Source organism: Mycobacteriales bacterium (assembly GCA_035995165.1).
In the GTDB taxonomy this organism is placed as follows: domain Bacteria; phylum Actinomycetota; class Actinomycetes; order Mycobacteriales; family CADCTP01; genus CADCTP01.
Map to the genome: position 1 here is coordinate 1 of DASYKU010000019.1, position 19,957 is coordinate 19,957.

The 19,957-nt window shown below is 74.3% G+C and carries 16 protein-coding genes; 4 read left to right on the forward strand and 12 right to left on the reverse strand.

What is annotated here, in order from left to right; translation table 11 throughout:
* The 3 genes from VGP36_02965 to lysS all read right to left on the reverse strand — a co-directional run.
* Positions 1-1,932, reverse strand: a 1,932-nt coding sequence (locus VGP36_02965) for an ATP-dependent Clp protease ATP-binding subunit (GenBank protein HEV7653684.1), incomplete at its 3' end; no start/stop codon positions are given.
* Positions 1,933-2,354: 422 nt separating this feature from the next.
* Positions 2,355-2,708, reverse strand: coding sequence for an Lsr2 family protein (locus VGP36_02970; GenBank protein HEV7653685.1), 354 nt, complete (start codon positions 2,706-2,708; stop codon positions 2,355-2,357).
* A 67-nt stretch (positions 2,709-2,775) separates the two neighbouring features.
* Positions 2,776-4,272, reverse strand: a complete 1,497-nt coding sequence (gene lysS, locus VGP36_02975; protein ID HEV7653686.1) for a lysine--tRNA ligase — start codon at positions 4,270-4,272, stop codon at positions 2,776-2,778.
* Between the two features lie 90 nt (positions 4,273-4,362).
* Here lysS and VGP36_02980 point away from each other — a divergent pair, with 90 nt between their 5' ends.
* On the forward strand, positions 4,363-5,124 hold the full coding sequence (locus tag VGP36_02980) for a class I SAM-dependent methyltransferase (protein ID HEV7653687.1): 762 nt from the start codon (positions 4,363-4,365) through the stop codon (positions 5,122-5,124).
* Here the strand turns inward: VGP36_02980 and VGP36_02985 are convergent.
* From VGP36_02985 to VGP36_03000, 4 genes are read right to left on the reverse strand one after another with little or no spacing between them, the layout of a single operon-like run.
* On the reverse strand, positions 5,106-5,858 hold the full coding sequence (locus VGP36_02985; protein ID HEV7653688.1) for a type III pantothenate kinase: 753 nt from the start codon (positions 5,856-5,858) through the stop codon (positions 5,106-5,108). The genes VGP36_02980 and VGP36_02985 overlap by 19 nt on opposite strands.
* Before the next feature lie 5 nt (positions 5,859-5,863).
* Positions 5,864-8,500: an L-aspartate oxidase gene (locus VGP36_02990; protein ID HEV7653689.1), complete on the reverse strand. Its 2,637-nt coding sequence runs from the start codon at positions 8,498-8,500 to the stop codon at positions 5,864-5,866.
* Positions 8,497-9,321, reverse strand: a complete 825-nt coding sequence (panC, locus tag VGP36_02995; GenBank protein HEV7653690.1) for a pantoate--beta-alanine ligase — start codon at positions 9,319-9,321, stop codon at positions 8,497-8,499. The genes VGP36_02990 and panC overlap by 4 nt, the downstream gene beginning before the upstream one ends.
* On the reverse strand, positions 9,318-10,391 hold the full coding sequence (locus tag VGP36_03000; protein HEV7653691.1) for a DUF2520 domain-containing protein: 1,074 nt from the start codon (positions 10,389-10,391) through the stop codon (positions 9,318-9,320). Before VGP36_03000 ends, panC begins: the two co-directional genes overlap by 4 nt.
* Before the next feature lie 122 nt (positions 10,392-10,513).
* Here VGP36_03000 and VGP36_03005 point away from each other — a divergent pair, with 122 nt between their 5' ends.
* Positions 10,514-11,584, forward strand: coding sequence for an SAM-dependent methyltransferase (locus tag VGP36_03005; protein HEV7653692.1), 1,071 nt, complete (start codon positions 10,514-10,516; stop codon positions 11,582-11,584).
* On the opposite strand, the gene VGP36_03010 is transcribed toward VGP36_03005, so the two are convergent.
* Positions 11,581-13,128: an ankyrin repeat domain-containing protein gene (locus tag VGP36_03010; protein ID HEV7653693.1), complete on the reverse strand. Its 1,548-nt coding sequence runs from the start codon at positions 13,126-13,128 to the stop codon at positions 11,581-11,583. The two genes, VGP36_03005 and VGP36_03010, sit on opposite strands and share 4 nt — an antisense overlap.
* 171 nt (positions 13,129-13,299) lie before the next feature.
* Here VGP36_03010 and VGP36_03015 point away from each other — a divergent pair, with 171 nt between their 5' ends.
* Together VGP36_03015 and VGP36_03020 are read left to right on the forward strand one after the other, a co-directional pair.
* Complete coding sequence (locus tag VGP36_03015; GenBank protein ID HEV7653694.1) at positions 13,300-13,632, forward strand: hypothetical protein; 333 nt, start codon at positions 13,300-13,302, stop codon at positions 13,630-13,632.
* Between the two features lie 144 nt (positions 13,633-13,776).
* The gene (locus VGP36_03020; protein ID HEV7653695.1) at positions 13,777-14,847 is read left to right on the forward strand and encodes a hypothetical protein; all 1,071 of its coding nucleotides are present in this window, start codon (positions 13,777-13,779) and stop codon (positions 14,845-14,847) included.
* A gap of 24 nt (positions 14,848-14,871) precedes the next feature.
* Here the strand turns inward: VGP36_03020 and VGP36_03025 are convergent, their stop codons facing one another.
* Genes VGP36_03025 through VGP36_03040 form a run of 4 tightly spaced genes read right to left on the reverse strand, consistent with a single transcriptional unit; the run spans position 14,872 to position 19,644 of the window.
* Positions 14,872-15,483 (reverse strand): ATP/GTP-binding protein, encoded by a 612-nt coding sequence (locus tag VGP36_03025; protein HEV7653696.1) that lies wholly within the window; start codon positions 15,481-15,483, stop codon positions 14,872-14,874.
* Entirely contained in the window at positions 15,464-15,820 is a 357-nt protein-coding gene (locus VGP36_03030) for a DUF742 domain-containing protein (GenBank protein HEV7653697.1), read from the reverse strand. Before VGP36_03030 ends, VGP36_03025 begins: the two co-directional genes overlap by 20 nt.
* 30 nt (positions 15,821-15,850) lie before the next feature.
* Positions 15,851-16,264 (reverse strand): roadblock/LC7 domain-containing protein, encoded by a 414-nt coding sequence (locus tag VGP36_03035; GenBank protein ID HEV7653698.1) that lies wholly within the window; start codon positions 16,262-16,264, stop codon positions 15,851-15,853.
* A 5-nt stretch (positions 16,265-16,269) separates the two neighbouring features.
* Positions 16,270-19,644 carry a nitrate- and nitrite sensing domain-containing protein gene (locus VGP36_03040; protein HEV7653699.1) on the reverse strand — a complete coding sequence of 1,125 codons (3,375 nt, stop codon included), beginning with the start codon at positions 19,642-19,644 and terminating at the stop codon, positions 16,270-16,272.
* Between the last annotated feature and the right edge of the window lie 313 nt (positions 19,645-19,957).

The following is a 19,957-nucleotide window of genomic DNA, read 5'->3' on the forward strand; positions in this document are numbered from 1 at the left end:
ACCGTCGGTCAGCCGGCCGTCCTCCAGCACCTGCAACAGCGTGTTGAAGACGTCCGGGTGGGCCTTCTCCACCTCGTCGAACAGCACCACCGAGAACGGCTTGCGCCGCACCTTCTCGGTCAGCTGGCCACCCTCGTCGTAGCCGACATAACCGGGAGGGGCACCGACGAGTCGGGACACCGTGTACCGGTCGTGGAACTCCGACATGTCCAGCTGGATGAGCGAGTCGTCGTCGCCGAACAGGAACTCCGCCAGCGCCTTGGACAGCTCGGTCTTACCGACACCGGACGGGCCGGCGAAGATGAAGGAGCCACCGGGGCGCTTCGGGTCCTTCAGACCCGCACGAGTACGCCGGATCGCCTGGGAGACGGACTTGATCGCCTGCTCCTGGCCGACCACGCGGCGGTGCAGTTCCTCCTCCATGTTCAGCAGCCGGGCAGTCTCCTCCTCGGTCAGCTTGAACACCGGAATACCGGTCCAGGTCGCCAGCACCTCGGCGATCTGCTCGTCGTCGACCTCGGCGACGACGTCCATGTCGCCGGCCTTCCACTCCTTCTCGCGAGTGGCCTTGGCCGCGAGCAGCTGCTTCTCCCGATCACGCAGAGAGGCGGCCTTCTCGAAGTCCTGCGCGTCGATCGCGGACTCCTTCTCGCGCCGCACGCCGGCGATCCGCTCGTCGAACTCGCGCAGGTCCGGCGGCGCGGTCATCCGGCGAATACGCATCCGGGAACCGGCCTCGTCGATCAGGTCGATCGCCTTGTCCGGCAGGAAGCGGTCGGAGATGTAGCGGTCGGCCAGACCGGCCGCGGCGACCAGCGCGGCGTCGGTGATCGACACCCGGTGGTGCGCCTCGTACCGGTCGCGCAGGCCCTTGAGGATCTCGATGGTGTGCGCCACGGTCGGCTCGCCCACCTGGATGGGCTGGAAGCGCCGCTCCAGGGCGGCGTCCTTCTCCAGGTGCTTGCGGTACTCGTCGAGCGTGGTCGCGCCGATCGTCTGCAGCTCGCCGCGGGCGAGCATCGGCTTGAGGATGCTCGCGGCGTCGATCGCGCCCTCGGCCGCGCCCGCACCGACCAGCGTGTGCAGCTCGTCGATGAACAGGATGATGTCGCCGCGGGTGCGGATCTCCTTGAGGACCTTCTTCAGGCGCTCCTCGAAGTCACCGCGGTAGCGGGAGCCGGCCACCAGGGCGCCCAGGTCCAGCGTGTAGAGCTGCTTGTCCTTGAGCGTCTCGGGGACCTCGCCCTTGACGATCGCCTGGGCCAGGCCCTCGACGACCGCGGTCTTGCCGACGCCGGGCTCCCCGATCAGCACCGGGTTGTTCTTGGTGCGGCGGGACAGCACCTGCATGACCCGCTCGATCTCCTTCTCCCGGCCGATCACGGGGTCGAGCTTCGACTCCCGCGCCGCGGCCGTGAGGTTGCGACCGAACTGGTCGAGCACCAGGCTCGTCGACGGCGTGCCCTCGCTCGCCGTGCCGGCCGGCTCCTTGCCCTGGTAGCCGGACAGCAGCTGGATGACCTGCTGCCGGACCCGGTTGAGGTCCGCACCCAGCTTGACCAGCACCTGCGCGGCGACACCCTCGCCCTCGCGGATCAGGCCCAGCAGGATGTGCTCGGTACCGATGTAGTTGTGGCCGAGCTGCAACGCCTCCCGCAGGGAGAGCTCGAGCACCTTCTTCGCCCGCGGCGTGAACGGGATGTGCCCGGAGGGAGCCTGCTGCCCCTGGCCGATGATCTCCTCGACCTGGGAGCGCACGCCCTCCAGCGAGATACCCAGCGACTCCAGCGCCTTGGCGGCGACACCCTCGCCCTCGTGGATCAGGCCGAGGAGGATGTGCTCGGTACCGATGTAGTTGTGGTTGAGCATGCGGGCCTCTTCTTGCGCCAGCACGACAACTCTGCGAGCCCGGTCAGTGAACCGTTCGAACATGTGTCATCTCCTCACGTGCCCTCCCCCGGAGGGTTCCCTCTCCGATGAGGGAGGACACCGTCCGGGGACTGGTTCCCGGGCCTCGGCGCCCCGTTCCACTTCCCCACTCTAGCCGCGAGCAGTTCCGCCGTCCTTCCCAGAGGGGCAGGGGCGGAACCACGCTGACGACTCGTACGCCTTCCCGACGTGACGTCCCCGCCCGTCACCTGTCCAACTGTGCGCCCGACCGCGGCGTTCCACCGGCTGGTACGCCGACGGCGAACACCCCTCATGCATACGGCGCCGGGCCGCGCCCGGTTCGGCGCAGGCCCCCCGGACGCGGCGAGGGCGCCGGCGAACTCGTCGCCGGCGCCCTCGCGCCCGTACACACCGCCCCCGCTCCGCCCGGGTCGCGCGCTGCTCGCGCGCGGCCGGCCGGCCGGTCAGGCGGACTGGTTGTACTGCTCGATGATCGTGGCCGGGATCCGGCCGCGGTCGCTGACCTTCAGGCCCTTGCCCTTGGCCCAGGACCGGATGGCCGCGGCCTGGTCGCGGTCCATCGCCGTGCTGCCGCCGCTGCTGCGCCGGCTCGAGGAACGCCCGGTCGACGCACCGGAGGAACGGCCCGCCTTCCGCGCGGAGCCGACATACTTGGCGAACGCATCACGCAACTCGTTCGCGTTCTTCGCCGAGAGGTCGATCTCGTAGTTGCTGCCGTCCAGCGCGAAGCTGACCGTTTCCGAAGCCTCGCCACCGTCGAGGTCGTCGACGAGCAGCACCTGCACTTTCTGTGCCATGCGTGTCCTCTTTTCCGGGGGTCGGTGTCGTCAGCATATGGACAACTCCCCGGAATTCCAAGCGCACTTACTCGGGTCGTGTCAAGGGGAACAGGATCGTCTCACGAATGCCTCGCGCGCCGGTCAGCAACTGCAGAAGACGATCGATACCGAATCCGATCCCACCGGTCGGCGGCATCCCGTACTCGAGTGCTCTCAGGAAGTCCTCATCCAAGAGCATCGCGTCCGGGTCGCCGGCCGCGGCCTGCTCGGCCTGTTCCACCAGGCGGGCCCGCTGCACGACCGGGTCGGTCAACTCCGAATAGCCGGTGCCGCGCTCGACACCGCCCGCGTAGAGATCCCACTTCTCCACCAAGCCCGGGTCCGTACGGTGCGCACGGACCAGCGGGGAGGTGTCCAGCGGGAAATCGCGGACGAACGTCGGCGCCACCAGCGTGTGCTGAACCAGCGCCTCGAACAGCTCTTCGACCAGCTTTCCGGCGAGCCAGGCCGGATTCACCTCGAGATCATGCCGAGCGGCGATCTCTCGAAGCCGCGGCAAAGGTGCGGTGGGTGTCACCTCTTCACCCACCGCGTTTGATACCGCGTCGTAGAGGCGGATCGACGCCCATTCCCCACCGAGATCGTATTCGGTCCCGTCAAAATGTGTCACAACCGTTCCTCCGGAGAGCGCAACGGCCGACGCCTGGATGAACTCACGCGAGAGCGTGGCCATCGAGTCGTAGTCGCCGTACGCCTCGTAGGCCTCGAGCATGGCGAACTCGGGGCTGTGCGTGGCGTCCACGCCCTCGTTGCGGAAGTTCCGATTGATCTCGAAGACCTTCTCGATCCCGCCGACGACCGCCCGCTTGAGGAACAACTCCGGCGCGATCCGCAGGTACAGATCGATATCGAGCGCATTGCTGTGGGTCACGAACGGCCGGGCGGCGGCGCCGCCGTGCTGCAACTGGAGCATCGGCGTCTCGACCTCGACGAAGCCGCGCCGGTGGAACTCCTCGCGAATGGTCCGCACGACCGTGTAGCGGGCCTCGACCATGCGCTTGGCCTCGGGCCGGACGATGAGGTCGACGTACCGCTGCCGGACCCGGGTCTCCTCGCTCATCGGCTTGTGTGCGACCGGGAGCGGGCGCAGCGCCTTCGCGGTCAGCTGCCAGGCCTCGGCCAGCACCGACAGCTCGCCGCGCCGGGAGGTGATCACCTCGCCCTCGACGAACACCTGGTCGCCGAGGTCGACGTCGGCCTTCCAGGCCGCCAGCGAGTCCTCCCCGACCTTGGCCAGGGAGAGCATCGCCTGCAGCTCGGTACCGGACGCGCCGCCCTCGCGCAGCGTCGCGAAGCAGAGCTTGCCGGTGTTGCGCATGAAGAGGACCCGGCCGGTCACGCCCACGCGGTCGCCGGTGCTGGTGTCCGGCGGGAGGTCCTGGTGCGTGGCGACCACCTCGGCCAGGCTCGCGGTCCGAGCCACGCCGACCGGATACGGATCGGCGCCGGCGGCCTTCAACCGGTCGAGCTTCTCCCGCCGGACGAGTTCCTGCTCGGAATACTCCTGGTCGTCGTCGGTCACGGGAGGGATCGTCCCCTCGGCGGCTGCCTGCGTCACGGCGAACGAGCCTATCGGCCGTTCAGCACCGGCCGGTCAGTAGCCTCGGTGGACGTGGACCAGTACGAGGACCGGCGCACCTCCTGGACCGCGGCCGAGGTCGCGGTCACCTACGACCGGGGCCGCCCGGGCTACCCGGCGCAGGCCGTCGCGTTCGCGCTGGAACCGCTGCGCGGGCGGCCGGACCTGCGTGCGGTGGACGTCGGCGCGGGAACCGGCAAGCTGACCCAGGTGCTCTGCGCGGCCGGCGTCGAGACGGTCGCGGTCGAGCCCGCCACCGGGATGCTCAAGGTGCTCAAGCACGTGGTGTCGCGGGCCCAGGTGCTGGCCGGCAGCGCCGAGGAGCTGCCGCTGCCGGACGCCTCGGTCGACCTGGTCGCGGTCGGGCAGGCGTTCCACTGGTTCGACCTGCCGCGGGCGGTGCCGGAGCTGGCCCGGGTGCTGCGCCCCGGCGGCCGGCTGGCGCTGTTCTACAACTCCCGGGACGCCTCGGTGGCCTGGGTACGGGCGCTGGCCGGCATCGTCGGCGACCACGCCGACCACGCGGGCGCGCACCGGCAGCAGGATCCCGCCGTGATGGGCCCGTTCCAGCCCGAGGAGCTGCGCAGGTTCCGGCACGAGCAGGAGCTGGACGCGGCCGGGCTGGTCGACCTGGTCGGCTCCCGCAGCTACGTCATCCGGCTGCCGGACGAGGAGCGGGCGGCGCTGCTGGGCCGGGTGGTGGAGCTGACCCGGCTGCACCCGCAGCTGGTCGGCCGGCAGCACTTCGCCATGCCGTACGTCACCAGCGTGCAGCGCTACACGTTGCGCTCGTAGACCAGCCGCAGGCCGACCAGGGTCAGGTCGGGCTCGTGCTCCTGGATGGTCTCGCTCTCCTCGACCACGATCGGGGCCAGCCCGCCGGTCGCGATCACGGTCGCGGACCGGCCGAGCTCGGCCTCGATCCGCCGGACCAGGCCGTCGATCTGGCCGGCGAAGCCGTAGAGGATGCCGGACTGCAGCGCCTCGACCGTGCTCTTGCCGATCACCGCGCGCGGGCGGGTCAGCTCGACCTTGACCAGCCGGGCGGCCCGGGAGGCGAGCGCGTCGATGCTGATCTCGATGCCGGGGGCGAGCACCCCGCCGAGGAACTCGCCCTTGGCGCTGACGACGTCGAAGTTCGTCGACGTACCGAAGTCGACGACGATCGAGGGGCCGCCGTAGAGGTGGTACGCGGCCAGCGCGTTGACGATCCGGTCCGAGCCGAGCTCGCGCGGGTTGTCGTACAGCAGCGGGACGCCGGTGCGGACGCCCGGCTCCACGATCACCTTGGGCAGGTCGGGGTAGTAGCGGTCGAGCATCACCCGCAGCTGGGCCAGCACGGCCGGCACCGTCGAGCAGGCCGCCACCCCGTCGATCACGAGGCCGCCGAGCAGCCCCCGGAACGTCAGCGCGAGCTCGTCGGCGGTGTCCCGGGCGTCGGTCTTCACCCGCCAGGACTCGACCAGCTTCGGCCCGTCGAACACGCCGAGGACCGTGTTCGTGTTGCCGATGTCGATCGTGAGCAGCACGGGGGTCAGGATTCCCGGAGATCGAGCGCGATGTCGAGCACCGTGGCCGAGTGGGTGAGCGCGCCGACGGAGATGTAGTCGACGCCGGTCGCGGCGACGGCCTCGGCCGTGTCCAGGGTCAGCCCGCCGCTGGCCTCGGTCCGGGTGTGCGCGGGGCGGGTGATCGCCACCGCCTCGGTCATCTCGGCCGGGCTCATGTTGTCCAGCAGGATCAGGTCGGCGCCGGCCCCGACGGCCTCGCGCACGTCGTCGACCGAGTCGCACTCGACCTCCACCGGCAGGTCCGGGTACGCCGCCCGGACCAGCGCGAAGGCCCTGGCGACGCCGCCGGCCGCGATCACGTGGTTGTCCTTGACCAGCGCGGCGTCCGACAGCGACATCCGGTGGTTGACGCCGCCGCCCTGGCGGACCGCGTACTTCTCCAGGGCGCGCAGGCCCGGGGTGGTCTTGCGGGTGTCCCGGATCCGGGCGCCGGTGCCGGCGACCGCGTCGACCCAGGCCGCGGTGGCGGTGGCGACGCCGGAGAGGTGGCAGAGCAGGTTCAGCGCGGTCCGCTCGGCGGTGAGCAGGGACCGGGTCGGGCCGGTCACGGTCGCCAGCACGTCGCCGCGGCGGACCCGGTCGCCGTCGCCGGCCCGGAGCGTCACCCGGACCGTAGGGTCGACGGCGGCGAAGACGGCCGCGGCGACGGGGAGGCCGGCGACGACGCCGGCGGCCCGGGCGACCAGGTCGCCGGCCGCGCTCTGCTCGGCCGGGACGGTCGCGGCGGAGGTGACGTCGGTGCCGCCGGCCAGGTCCTCGGCCAGCGCGCGGGCGATCACGTCGGTCACGTACGCCGGATCCAGCCCGGCCCGGACCAACGCACCCTCCGCCGTCCCGCTCGTCACCCCGTCGGCCGTCTGCCCGCCGCCGGCCGGGCCGACGCCGGTCGCTCCGCCGCGGGCCGGGCCGACGCCGGTCGCGGCGCCGGCGCCGGCGGGGCCGCCGGTGGAGGGGGTCCCGCTGGTCACCCCGGCGGCCTGGTAGGTCTCGGTGAGTACGCCGTCGGCGCCGAGGCCGGCGAGCAGGTGCCCGTGCCAGCGGGCGTCGTCCCGGTCCGGGAAGTCCTCCCGCCAGTGACAGCCGCGGGTCTCCTCCCGCCGGATCGCGGCCGCGACCAGCGCGCTGGACACGGTGTGCAGGTTGGTCGCGTCCCAGGCCTCGGGCCGCGGCTCCACGCCGTCCCGGTCGGCGACGGCCAGCGCCCGCGCCGCCTCGTGCAGGCTCGCGTCGGTCCGGATCACGCCGGCCCCGGCGGACATCCGCCGGGCCAGCTCGTCTCGCCCGGCCGGGTCGACCAGGCCGGTCTCCAGCCCGGCCGGCACCGGGTCGGTCTGCGGCGGCAGCCCGCGGGCCAGGTCGATCCCGATCCGGCCGGCGAACACCAGCCCCTCCAGCAGGCTGTTGGACGCCAGCCGGTTGGCGCCGTGCACGCCGGTGCAGGCGACCTCGCCGCAGGCGTACAGCCCGGGGACGGTGGTCCGGCCGGACAGGTCCGTACGGACCCCGCCGGAGGCGTAGTGCGCGGCCGGGACCACCGGGATCGGCTCGCTCGCCGGGTCGATGCCGGCCTGCCGGCAGCGGGCCACGATCGAGGGGAACCGGCGCTGCAGCAGCTCCGCGCCGAGCGGCCGCGCGTCCAGCCAGACGTGGTCGAGGCCCTCGGCCTGCATGACCCGCAGGATCGCCTTCGCCACCACGTCCCGCGGCGCGAGGTCGGCCAGCCCGTGCACGCCCTGCATGAACGGCTTGCCGGCCGCGTCGACCAGGACCGCGCCCTCGCCCCGGACGGCCTCGCTGACCAGCGGCTGCTGACCGTGCGCCCCGGCCCCGAGCCAGAGCGCCGTCGGGTGGAACTGGACGAACTCCACGTCGGTCACCACGGCCCCGGCCCGCAGCGCCAGCGCGACGCCGTCGCCGGTGGAGACGGCCGGGTTCGTGGTCGCGGAGAAGACCTGGCCCATCCCGCCGGTCGCCAGCACGACCGCCCGGGCCAGCACCGCGCCGACGCCGTCCGGCGTCCCCTCGCCCAGCACGTGCAGGGTGATCCCGGCGGCCCGGCCCTCGGCCCCGGTGAGCAGGTCCAGCACGAGCGCGTGCTCGACCAGCGTGATGCCGGGATCGCGGGCGACCGCCTCCTCCAGCGCGCGCTGCACCTCGGCCCCGGTCGCGTCGCCGCCGGCGTGGACGATCCGGTTGCGGTGGTGCCCGCCCTCCCGGGTCAGCGACAGCCCGCCGGCGGGGTCCTGGTCGAAGCTGGCACCGAGCCCGATCAGCTCCCGGACCCGGTCCGGCCCCTCCTCGACCAGCACCCGGACGGCGGCCTCGTCGCAGAGCCCGACCCCCGCGACGAGCGTGTCCTGCTCGTGCTCGCGCGGCGAGTCGCCCGGGTCCAGCGCGGCCGCGATCCCGCCCTGGGCCCAGCGGGTCGAGCCGTCCTCGACGGTGAGCTTGGTGACGACGGTGACGGCGTGCCCGGCCGAGCGGGCGTGCAGCGCGGCCGACAGCCCGGCGATGCCGGAGCCGACCACGACCACGTCGGTCTCGTGGGTCCAGCCGGGGTCGGCGGCGGCCAGCCGGCGCGGCAGGCGCGGGTCGTTCATGCGGGTCCCAGGGTCAGCGGCAGGTTGTCGATCAGCCTGGTCGTACCCACCCGGGCCGCGACCAGCAACCGGGCCGGGCCGGTGGCGGGGGCCGGGCCGAGGTCGGGGCCGCGCAGGGCGAGGTAGTCGACGTCGACGCCGCGCAGCTGCTCGGTCGCGGCCATGAGCACGAGGCCCGCCCCGGCCGCGCCCGCGGCCGCTCCCGCGCGCAGCGCCCGGGACAGCGCGAGGGCCTGCTCGCGGTCCTCCGAGGACAGGAAACGGTTGCGGCTGGACAACGCCAGCCCGTCCGGGTCCCGTACGGTCGGGGCGCCCTCGATCCGGACGCCCAGCTCCAGGTCCGCGACCGTACGGCGGACGAGGGTGAGCTGCTGGTAGTCCTTCTCGCCGAACACGGCGACGTCCGGGCGGACCAGGCCGAGCAGCTTGGTCACGACCGTGAGCACGCCGGCGAAGTGGCCGGGGCGGCTGGCGCCCTCCAGCAGGTCGCCGAGCGGTCCGGGGTCGACGGTGACGGCGGGCGGGCCGTCCGGGTACATCTCCGCGGCCGAGGGGGCGAAGACGAGGTCGACGCCGAGGTCGGCCAGCCGGGCCAGGTCGGCGTCCAGGGTGCGCGGGTAGCGGTCCAGGTCCTCGCCCGGGCCGAACTGCAGCGGGTTGACGAAGAGCGAGACGGCGACGGCGTCGGCCTTCTTCGCCGCGTACCGCACGAGGTCGGCGTGGCCGTCGTGCAGGGCGCCCATGGTCGGCACCAGCGCGAGCGTGCCGGTTGAGCTGCCCCGGGCGGCGGCCAGCTCGGCCCGGGTGTGCACGAGGCTCATGCCGCCCGCCCCTTCCGCTTCCGCACGGGGACCGTCACGGCGTCGGTACGGCGCGGCTCGGCCGCGGCGGACCGCGCAGTCCGCCGATCGGCCGCCGCGGGACGGGGCTCGACCGGCGCGCTCAGCGCGTCGCGGGCCGGGCCCCGGGGCTCGGCCAGGGGCGCGCTGGAGGCGGTGCGGGGGTCGGGGATGGACTCGGCGGTGGCGAGGACGTCGAGGAGCGGGGCGGCCTGGGTCGGGGTGATCCGGTGCGCGGCCAGCGCGCGCCCGGCGGTCAGCCGGGCCATCGCCGCGTACCCGGCGACCGCGTCCGGCGCCTGCTCGCCGAGCACCCGCAGGTGACCGGCGACCGTGCCGGCGTCGCCCCGGGACACCGGCCCGGTCAGCGCCGCGTCGCCGTCGCGCAGCGCGTTGTCCAGGGCCGCGGTCAGCAGCGGCCGCAGCACCTGGCCGGGCTCGGCGACCCCGGCCCGGGCGAGCAGGTCGGCGGCCTCGTTCACGAGCGTGACCAGGTGGTTCGCGCCGACGACGAGCGCGGCGTGGTAGAGCGGGCGGGCCGCCTCGGCCACCTCGACCAGGTCCCCGCCGAGGTCGGCGACCAGCGCGGCCGCGTCGGCGAGGTGGTCGGTGGTCACCCCGAACGTCGTGCCCGGCAGCCGGCCCAGGTCCTCCGGGCCGCCGGTGAACGTCATGGCCGGGTGCGCGGCGATCGTCCGGGCGCCGGCCCGGGCCGCGGGCGCCAGCACGGCCGCGCCGTGCGCCCCGGAGGTGTGCACGACCAGCTGCCCCGGCCGCCAGACCCCGAGCTCGGCCAGCCCCGCGACCACCGGCCCGAGGACGTCGTCGGGCACGGCCACCAGAACCAGGTCGGCCCGCGCGGCGACCTCGTCGGCGGGCAGCAGCGGGACGCCGGGCAGCAGCCGGCGGGCGCGCTCGACCGAGCCGGCCGAGACCCCGGTGGCGGCGACGACGTCATGTCCGGCGGCGGCGAGGGCCGCGCCCAGGACGGCGCCGACCCGGCCGGTTCCGATCACGCCGACGGCCAGACGGCGGCGCTTCGATGCGCTCATATGCGATCCAGTCCTCGAGAAGGGGTACCGGTCGGGGCAAATGTACGTCCGCGCGGCGGCCCCCGGCGCTGTGATCTGCATTGCCCCCGCGTGACGCGGCGATGTCCCCGTACGCTGCGCCGATGCGGGAGGCGCGGCCCTGGCGGGAGGCCTGGGAGGCCGCGGTCTACGGGCCGGGTGGGTTCTGGACCCGGTCGGCCCCCGCCGCCCACTTCCGTACATCCGTGCACGTCTCGGACCTGTACGCGGGCGCGATCGCCGAGCTGCTGGGCCGGGTGGACACCGCGCTCGGCCACCCCGATCGGCTCGACCTGGTCGACGTCGGCGCCGGCGGGGGCGAGCTGCTGGCCGGCGTCGAAGCCCACCTCGACTCCGGCGTACGGCGGCGATTGCGCACGATCGCGGTGGAGGTCGGGCCGCTGCCGGCGCTGCGGGACGTGCGCCTGCTGCCCCCGGTGACCGGGTTGCTGGTCGCGAACGAGTGGCTGGACGACGTGCCGCTGGACGTGGTGGAGGTGGCGGAGGACGGGCCGCGGCTCGTCCTGGTCGACGCCGACGGCACCGAGTCCCTCGGTCCGCCCCCCGACCCCGCCGACCGGACCTGGCTCGACCGCTGGTGGGCCCTGGGCGCCCCCGACCCGACCCGCCTCGGCGGCTCGGGCGGGCCGGGCGGGTTGGGCGGGGTCGGGGAGCGGGGGGAGGTGGGGCGGAGTCGGGACCGGGCCTGGGCCGCCGCGGTCGGGCGGATCGCCCGCGGCGTCGCGCTCGCGGTCGACTACGGGCACGAGGCGACCGGCCGTCCCCGGCACGGCACGCTCACCGGCTACCGCGACGGGCTCCAGGTCCCGCCGGTGCCGGACGGCTCCTGCAACCTGACCGCGCACGTCGCGCTGGACTCCGCCGCCGCCGCAGGCCGTACGGCCGGGGCCGGCGACACCCGCCTCGACGACCAGCGCACCGCGCTGCTGGCCCTCGGCGTGGACCCGCGCCGGCCGCCGGTGAACCTCGCCCGCACGGACCCGGCCGCGTACGTCGAGGCGCTCCGCACCGCGGCCGAGGCCGGCGAGCTCACCGACCGGGCCGGCCTGGGCGCGTTCGGCTGGCTCGTCCAGGGCGTCGGCATCAAGGTCCCGTTCCCCCCGATCGCGAGCCGCGCCCGGGTCCGCCGCGCCCCCGCGCCGCCACCCCCCTAACCCGCCGGGCCAGTCGCGGCCGACCCGCCCGCCGGGCCGCTCCCGGCCGACCCGACCGCCGGGCCAGTCCCGGCCGACCCGCCCGCCGGGCCGGTCGCGGCCGACCCGCCCGGCTCGGGCGAGTCGGGCGCCAGGGCGGGCTCGGCGGCGCGGAGGTAGGTGACGAGCTCGGGGTGGTGGGCGTGGACGGCCCAGTCGACCGGCCGCCCGCCGAACCGGTCGTCCCGCGCGTCCAGGTCCGCGCCCAGCTCGACCAGCCGCCGCGCCAGCTCCAGCGACCCGGCCCAGGCCGCGGTGTGCAGCGCGGTCTGCCCGTCCGCCGGCGCGCTGACCGGGAACCCGAGCCGGACCGCGAGCCCGGGGTCGGCGCCGGCGTCGACCGCCTCCGCGACGAGCCCCGGTCGCGCCGCCAGCGCCGCCGGCAGCACCGCCGGGTCGACCCCGTCCTCGTCCCCGGCCAGGACGGCCGCGACCAGCGCGTCCACCGGCGACAGCGTGATCGGCGTCGCCCCCGCCGCGAGCAGCAGCGCGACGATCTCCCGGTGCCCGGCCGCCGCGGCCAGTGACAGCGCCCGGCCCTCGGGCGAGACCGCGTCCGGGTCGACCCCGTGCCCGAGCAGGAGCCGGACCCGCTCGGTGAACCCGTGCGCCGCGGCCCAGGTCAGCGGCCGGGCCAGCATCTCCGCGGGCGTCTCCAGCGCGCCGCCGAGCCGCTGCCGCCAGACCCCGGACGCCTCCCGGCCCAGCCCGTACTCGAACAGCAGCGGGAGGAAGTCGTCGTCGGGGACGAACATCCGGTTGTAGAGCGTCTGCCCGTCGTTGGGGTCGGCTCCGGCCGCGAGCAGCAGCCGGCCGAGCTCCAGCGATCGGGGGTGCCGCGGCTGCCGGCCCGGTCCCTGCTCGCCCTCGCCGAAGACGCCGGTGAGCGCGGTGAACGGCGGCGTCAGCCCGTGCCAGGCGTACCCGGCGTCGGGGTCGGCGCCCGCGTCCAGCAGCAGCGTCGCGGCCCGCAGCGGATCGGCCTGCGGCACCCGCGAGTACGTGAGGTAGAGCAGCGGCTCCCACCCGTACGGGCCGCCGGGCCGGGACGCGGCCCCCGGATCGGCGTCCAGGTGCGCGGCCAGCGCGACCGCGTCGCCCGCGGCCGCGGCCGCGAAGACCGACCCCTCGGCCAGCGCCGGCCGGAACGACACGACCGCCGCCGCCCACCGGTCCGGCCCGTCGTCGCCGGAGTAGACCAGGCAGGCCAGCCGGCAGTAGTCGTCGGCCGGGTCGGCCGAGGCCGGCGTCGCGTCCGGGTCGCGGCGGAACTCGGCCAGCCGCTCCAGCTGGGCCCGCGCCACCGGCCAGGACGCGAAGCCGCACTCGCGGGCCACGACGAGCTGCGCCGCCGACAGGGCGAAGGAGGGCCCCGGCTCGAACCGGTAGCGGGCGACCAGCGCGACCGCGTCCCGGTCACCTGTCCGGACGGATCGCTGCAGTCGCCGGGCGAGCCGGCGCAGGTGGGCGATGCTCGGATCGTCGGGCAGCCGAAGGGTGGGCACGCGGACTCCTCTCGTCACCCGCCGTCCGCGAGGCCGGGCCGAAAGGAGGCGTACGGGCCGTGCTGAAAGCCGTGCTCAGGTGGGGTGAACCTGCCCGCGGACCGGTGGCGCCCTGCGCGCCCGGTCCGAAGATTAACGCGCTCCGAACGTGACTGCGCTACTTTCTCCGCCGTGCGTGAGCTGCAGCAGTACGTGGCGGAGACGGCGGACCGGCTCGGGTTGCATGCGACGCCGGCGACCCTGCTCCTCGACCTGCAGGCGCGGGTCGGGGCGCTGGCCGACGAGGTGGTCCGGGCGACCGAGCACGGGCGGCGCCCGTTCCGGCCGACCCAGGACTGGGAGGCGTTGCTCGGCGACGTGACGTTCGCGCTGATCACGCTGGCCGACCAGACCGGGATCGACGCCGACCGGGCGGTCCGGGTCGCGGCCGACCGGATGTACCGGTCCGCGATGGCGCAGCAGCGCCAGCAGCCCGCCACAGAAGCCTGGCCCTTCTCCGGTTGACCCGCCCACCGCCCCGAGCCGGACCGCCCGGACCACGGCGTGAGCCGGCCGGTCGAGCCCACCCGGACCACGGCGTGAGCCGAATCCCCGAGCCCACCCGGACCACGGCGTGAGCCGAACCCCCGAGCCCACCCGGACCACGGCGTGACCCGGACCCTCGTCGTCGGGACCGGAGCGGGGGCCGAGCACCTCGGGGCCGAGGTGGTCCTGCCGCTCGGCCCGGCGCACCCGTCCGCGCACGGCGTCCTGCAGGTCCGCCTCACCCTCGACGGCGACACGATCGTCGCCGCCGAGCCGATCGTCGGCTTCATGCACCGCGGCGCGGAGAAGCTGTTCGAGGTCCGCGACTACCGGCAGATCACCGTGCTGGCCAACCGGCACGACTGGCTGTCGGCGTTCGGCAGCGAGCTGGGCGTCGTCGCCGCGGTCGAGCGGATGCTCGGCCTGGAGGTGCCGCCCCGGGCGGTCTGGCTACGGACCCTGCTGGCGGAGCTGAACCGCATACTCAGCCACCTGATGTTCCTGGGCGGACACGAGCAGCGGGAGATCGTGCAGACCGTCCTGGAGGAGGCGACCGGCGGCCGGATCCACTTCATGGCCAACCGGGTCGGCGGCCTGAAGGACGACGTCCCGGCCGGCTGGACCGACCGCGTCCGCCGGACCGTCGCCACCGTCCGCGCCGCCGTCCCCGAGATTCCCGAGGTCGCCCCCGGGATCGGCGTCCTCACCCGGGCCGACGCGCAGTCGTACGGGGTGAGCGGCCCGGTCGCCCGCGCCTCCGGCCTGGACGTCGACCTGCGCCGGGACGAGCCGTACCTGGCGTACGGGCAGCTGCCGGTCGCCGTGGTCACCCGGACGGCCGGCGACGCCCGGGCCCGGTACGAGTGCCTGCACGACCAGGTACACGCGTCCCTCGACCTGGCCGACGCCGTGCTGGACCGGCTGCCGGAGCTGACCGGCCCGGTGAACGTCCGGCTGCCCAAGACGGTGAAGGCGCCCGAGGGCGCCGTCTACGAGTGGACCGAGAACCCGCTGGGGATCAACGGCTACTACCTGGTCTCGCGCGGCGAGCGGACGCCGTGGCGGCTCAAGCTGCGCTCGGCGTCGTTCAACAACGTCCAGGCGCTGAAGACGCTGCTGCCCGGGACGAAGGTCGAGGACCTGGTCACGGTCCTCGGCTCCCTCTTCTTCGTCGTCGGCGACATCGACCGGTAGGGGCGACATCGACCGGCGCCGACCTTACCGCCGCGCGGTCAGCTCCTCCTGCGTACGCCGCATCGCGTGCTCGACCAGCGTGATCAGCGTCTGCTTGGTCGACTCCCGCGACCGGGCGTCGGTCTGGATGACCGGCGTCTTCCCGCCGACCGCCAGCGCCTCCCGCACGTCCTCGATCGAGTGCGTGAGGATCCCGTCGAACCGGTTGACCGCGACGATGAACGGCAGCCGCCGCGCCTCGAAGAAGTCGATCGCGGCGAAGCAGTCGGTCAGCCGGCGGGTGTCGACCAGTACGACCGCGCCGATGGCGCCGCGGACCAGGTCGTCCCACATGAACCAGAACCGGTGCTGTCCGGGCGTGCCGAACAGGTAGAGGATCAGGTCGCTGTCCAACGACACACGGCCGAAGTCCATGGCCACCGTGGTGGTGGTCTTGTTGGGCGTGTGCGAGAGGTCGTCGACCCCCGCGCTCGCCTCGGTCATGACGGCCTCGGTGGTGAGCGGCTCGATCTCGGAGACCGCGCCGACCAGCGTCGTCTTGCCGACGCCGAACCCACCGGCGATGACGATCTTCGCCGAGGTCGTCGCCGCGCTGGAGTCCACGTAGGCGGTCTGCCTAGAGGTTTCGAAGTCCATTCAGCACCCTCTGCATCAACGCAAGATCAGGTCGGTCGGTCGTGGCCTGCGCCTGGTGCACGCGGACCAGGCCCTCCTGGGCCATGTCACCCACGATGACGCGGGCCACCCCGAGCGGCATCCGAAGATACGCGGCGATCTCCGCGACCGAGCGGGCGCGCCGGCACAGGTCGCAGATCTGCTGGCGCTCCGGCGCCGTCGACTCCGCGCTCCGGTCCCCCAGCCTGGTCGTGGAGACCAGCGCCTCGATGGCCAGCTCGTAGTCCGGCCGGGTCCGCCCACCGGTGACGGCGTACGGCCGTACCAGCGGACCCTGCTCGGGCTGGAAACTGCTCACCCCGCGGCTGCTCTCTGGGAGGAGTGGACGTCATCGGGGCAGGACGGCCTGCAGCTCGTTGCGCACTGCCGGCGTGAGCACGTCACCGGTGCGCTCCACGAGCAGCGCCATCTCGTAGCCGACCAGGCCGACGTCGCAGCTGGTGGCCGCGAGCACGGCCAGGCACGAGCCGTCGCTGATCGACATGAGGAACAGGAAGCCCCGCTCCATCTCGATCACCGTCTGCACCACGTTGCCGGCCTCGAAGCACCGGGCGGCACCCTGGGTGAGGCTGGTCAGCCCGGAGGCCACCGCGGCGAGCTGGTCCGCGCGGTCACGCGGCAGTCCCTCCGAGGAGACCAGCAGCAGCCCGTCGGCGGAGACGACCACCGCGTGCGCCACCCCCGGCACCCGGTCGACGAAGTTGGTGACGAGCCAGTTGAGGTTCTGGGCCGCGGGGCTCAACGACATCACGACTGCTCCTGGGATTGCTGGACGAGAACTTCGGACGGGTCGCGCTCCCCGTTGTCGCCATTGTCCGCACGGTCGGCGTGCCGACCGCGTCGGACTCCCTGGTGGTAACTCGCCAGCCGGCTGCGCACGGCCTCCGGTGACCGGTACGCCGGCCGCGCGGGCTCGGGCGGCGCGGCCTGCGGGCCGTCCGCCCCGCCGGGCATGAGGTGGGCCTGGGGCACCCGCATGGGCAGCCCCGCCCGGGTGGTGCCGCCGCTGGTCGGCTGCAGCAGCCGCTCGGCGGCGCGCCAGCCCTCGTCGGCCGGCGAGGCCCATGCCTCGTCGGGCGCCGGGGACTGGGCCGGAACCGGCTGGGGCGTGGGGGGCGCCGCCGCAGCCGGAGGAGCACCTGCCGCCGCTGGAGCCGCGGGGGCCGGCGGGGCCGCGGGGGCGGCACCGGACTGCGTCCGGGGGGTGGCCGGCCGCTGCCGGAACCACTCGGACTGCAACTGCTCGAAGATCGGGGTGCGCTCCTCCGGCCCACCGGCGGTCGGCGTCCCGAAGGGTGTGCCCGGGCCGATCGCGGAGGCGGCCGAACCGAGGCCGATCGCGGGCTGCTCCGGCCGGGCCGGCGGGCCGCCGAGCGGCGGCACCGGCCGCGGCCCGGACCCGGAGTCCGGGGCACCGCGGGTCGGCAGCGGCGACCGCGCGGGCAGCTGCTGCTGCTCGGCCAGGCCGGCGCCGCTGCCCGGGGCGGGCGGCACGACGCCGTTGCCCAGGTGCCCACCGCCGTTGGAGTTCGCGTTCGGCGCCGGCGGCAGCACCGGCCGGCCGGTGGGGATGCCGTTGGCCGGGGCGCCGTTGACCGGCAGGTCGACGCCGCGCATGCCCTCGGCACCGCCGGCGCTGGCGCCGTCGCCACCGCTGGCCGAGGCCGGCGTACGCCGCGGCAGCGGCGAGGAGCCCGGGACCGGCTGCTGGTCGGGCGGACCGCCCGGCCGGCCGCCGAGGGACCGGCGCGGCAGGTCCGCGCCCGGGCCGGGGCCCAGCGGGCGCGGGCCCGGGCCGACCGGGCCACCGAAGGCGGGACCACCGGGGGCACCCGGCGGCAGCGAGAGCGCGCCGGGGTTGCGGCCGGGGCGGCCGTCGGCCGGGCTGCCGGTCATCAGCGGCGGCTGGCCGCCGTGGGCCTCGTCCGCCCGCGGATCGAACCGGTTGGCCAGCACGTCGATCGGGACTCGCACGAACGCGCTGACGCCGCCGGTCTCGGACTGGCGCAGCCGGACGGTGATGCCGTGCCGGGTGGCCAGCCGGCCGACCACGTACAGGCCCATCATCCGGGAGACGGAGACGTCGAACTCCGGCGGGTTCGCGAGCCGCTCGTTGGAGTCCGAGATCTCGTGCGCGCTCATGCCGATGCCGCGGTCCTCGATCTCCACCATCGCGCCGCCGTCGGACAGCCGCTGGCTGTGCACCAGCACCTTCGACTCGGGCGAGGAGAAGACCGTCGCGTTCTCCAGCAGCTCGGCCACCAGGTGGACGAGGTGGTTGACCGCGTGGCCCATCACCTCGACGTCCGGGACGCCGGTCAGCTGGATGCGGTGGTACTGCTCGACCTCGGAGGTGGCCGCGCGCAGCACGTCCACCAGGGGGATCGGCCGGCCCCACCGGCGGCCCGCGTCCTCACCCGCGAGAACCAGCAGGTTCTCCGAGTTGCGGCGCATGCGGGTCGCGAGGTGGTCCAGCTTGAAGAGGTTGGCCAGCTGATCCGGGTCCTGCTCGCCGGTCTCCAGCTCGTCGATCAGCTTGAGCTGGCGCTCGACCAGACCCTGCGACCGGCGGGAGAGGTTGACGAACATGTCGTTGACGTTGCGGCGCAGACCGGCCTGCTCGGACGCCAGCCGGACCGCCTCGCGGTGGAGCTGGTCGAAGGTCGCCGCGACCTCGCCGATCTCGTCCCGCGTGTCGATGCCGATGGGTTCGACTTCTGCCGGTGCCGCCGGCGCGTCTGGTCGTTGCAGCCGGGCGATCGCGTCCGGCAGCCGGTGTTCGGCGACGTCACGGGCGCCGGCCTGCAGCCGCCGCAGCGGGACGATCATCGAGCGGGCGATCAGCAACGAGGTCAGGAACGCGATCACCAGGATCGCGGCGATCACGACGCCGGTGGTGATGGCCTGCCGCTGCGCGTCGGACCGCAGGTCGCGGGTGGTGCCGACGACGCCGTCCAACAGGCTCGTCTCGACCACGCGCATGGCCTGCAGGTACGTCGTGGCGGCCGAATACCACTGCTGCGCGTCCAGCGACAGCGTCTGGTCGTTCTGCTGCCGGCTGACGGTGTCCTCGAGCCGCTTGACCGCGAGCACGGCCTGGCCGTTGACCAGGGTGTCGTACTGGGTCAGCTGGTCGGGGGTGGCGTCGGCGCGGAACCGCTGCAGTGCCGCCAGCCGCTCGGCGATCGCGGAGGACAGCTCCTGCTGCTGGCCGAACTGGAACCGGCCCGGAGCCTGGGCCTGGTTGCCGCTCTTGTCGGTCTCGATGCCGCCGTTGGACGCGACGCTGTAGAGCAGCGCCCGCTCCTGGGACAGCGTCTCCTTCAGGTCGCCGAGCGCGGTGAGGCCGGCGACCTGGCTGTTCAGGTCGGTGTTGGCGGTGCCCTGACCGATCTCACGGTTGATCTGCAGCAGCGAGTTGATCATCGCCGTGTACTTGCCGGTGAGCGCGCCCTCGGTGAGCAGCTGCTGGCGCAGCGACGACCGCAGCGAGGTCAGCCCGTCCAGCTGGGTCCGGGCGTCGTCGATCCGGGTCTGCGCCTGCGAGCCGACGTCACCCAGCGCCGCGTCCGCCGACCGGTACGCCGCCAGCGCGCTGTCCACGTTGCGCTGCTGGGACTGAAGCGCGATCAGCTCGCTCGCGATCGGGACCGGCACCGTCTTGGCGGGCGCGGTGTCGGTGGCCTGGTTCTCCGGAGCCGCGTTGAAGTCGGTCGCCTTCTTGATCGCGGCCGAGTTGTCGGGCAGCCGCCCCTCGGCCACCCAGCCGGCCGCGATGTCCCGCTCGGCCTGCAGCTCGTGCTCGAGCGCGCTGGCGTTCCGGCCGAACTCGGCCACCGCCGCACCGCGGCCGAACTCGCGGGCGCTGCCGATCTGGGCGCCCATGTTGATGCTGGCCAGCACGAGGAACGCGATGGCCGGCACCAGCAGCACGGCGGCGAGCTTGGAGCGCACCTTCCAGTGCCGCGGCGACAGGCCGGCCCGGGTCCGCCCCTGCTTGGGCGGGGTGGGCGCAACGGTGGCGCCGCCGGGGGCGTTCTCTCGGGGGGCCTCGGACGGGCGTTGCAGCGTCATCGTGCCGCCGCCGCCCGCTCCGGGCTGGCCGTCCTGCTCACCGCGCATGCGACCTGCTGCAGACGCGGAACCACCACCCTGGGGCGGCGGACTCGAGGCGGCCGAGTGCTCCGCGGGTAGTCTTTCCACCAGCTCTCGCGACCTTCCCACGTGCCGACGCGGTTTCCGAGTACTTCTCGGGCACTATAGGGCCACGGGCGACCCCGCCGTGAACGCTGTGACGCTAGTCAGCTCTCCGCGATCAGCCGGTCACATTGCGCTGCACTTGGCTCGGCGTCACCCGTGACGGGGTAGCCTGCGCGGGTCCCGGCATCCCCGGCTCCCCGGAGTCCGAGACCCTCCCCGCCCCCGCAGTTGAGGA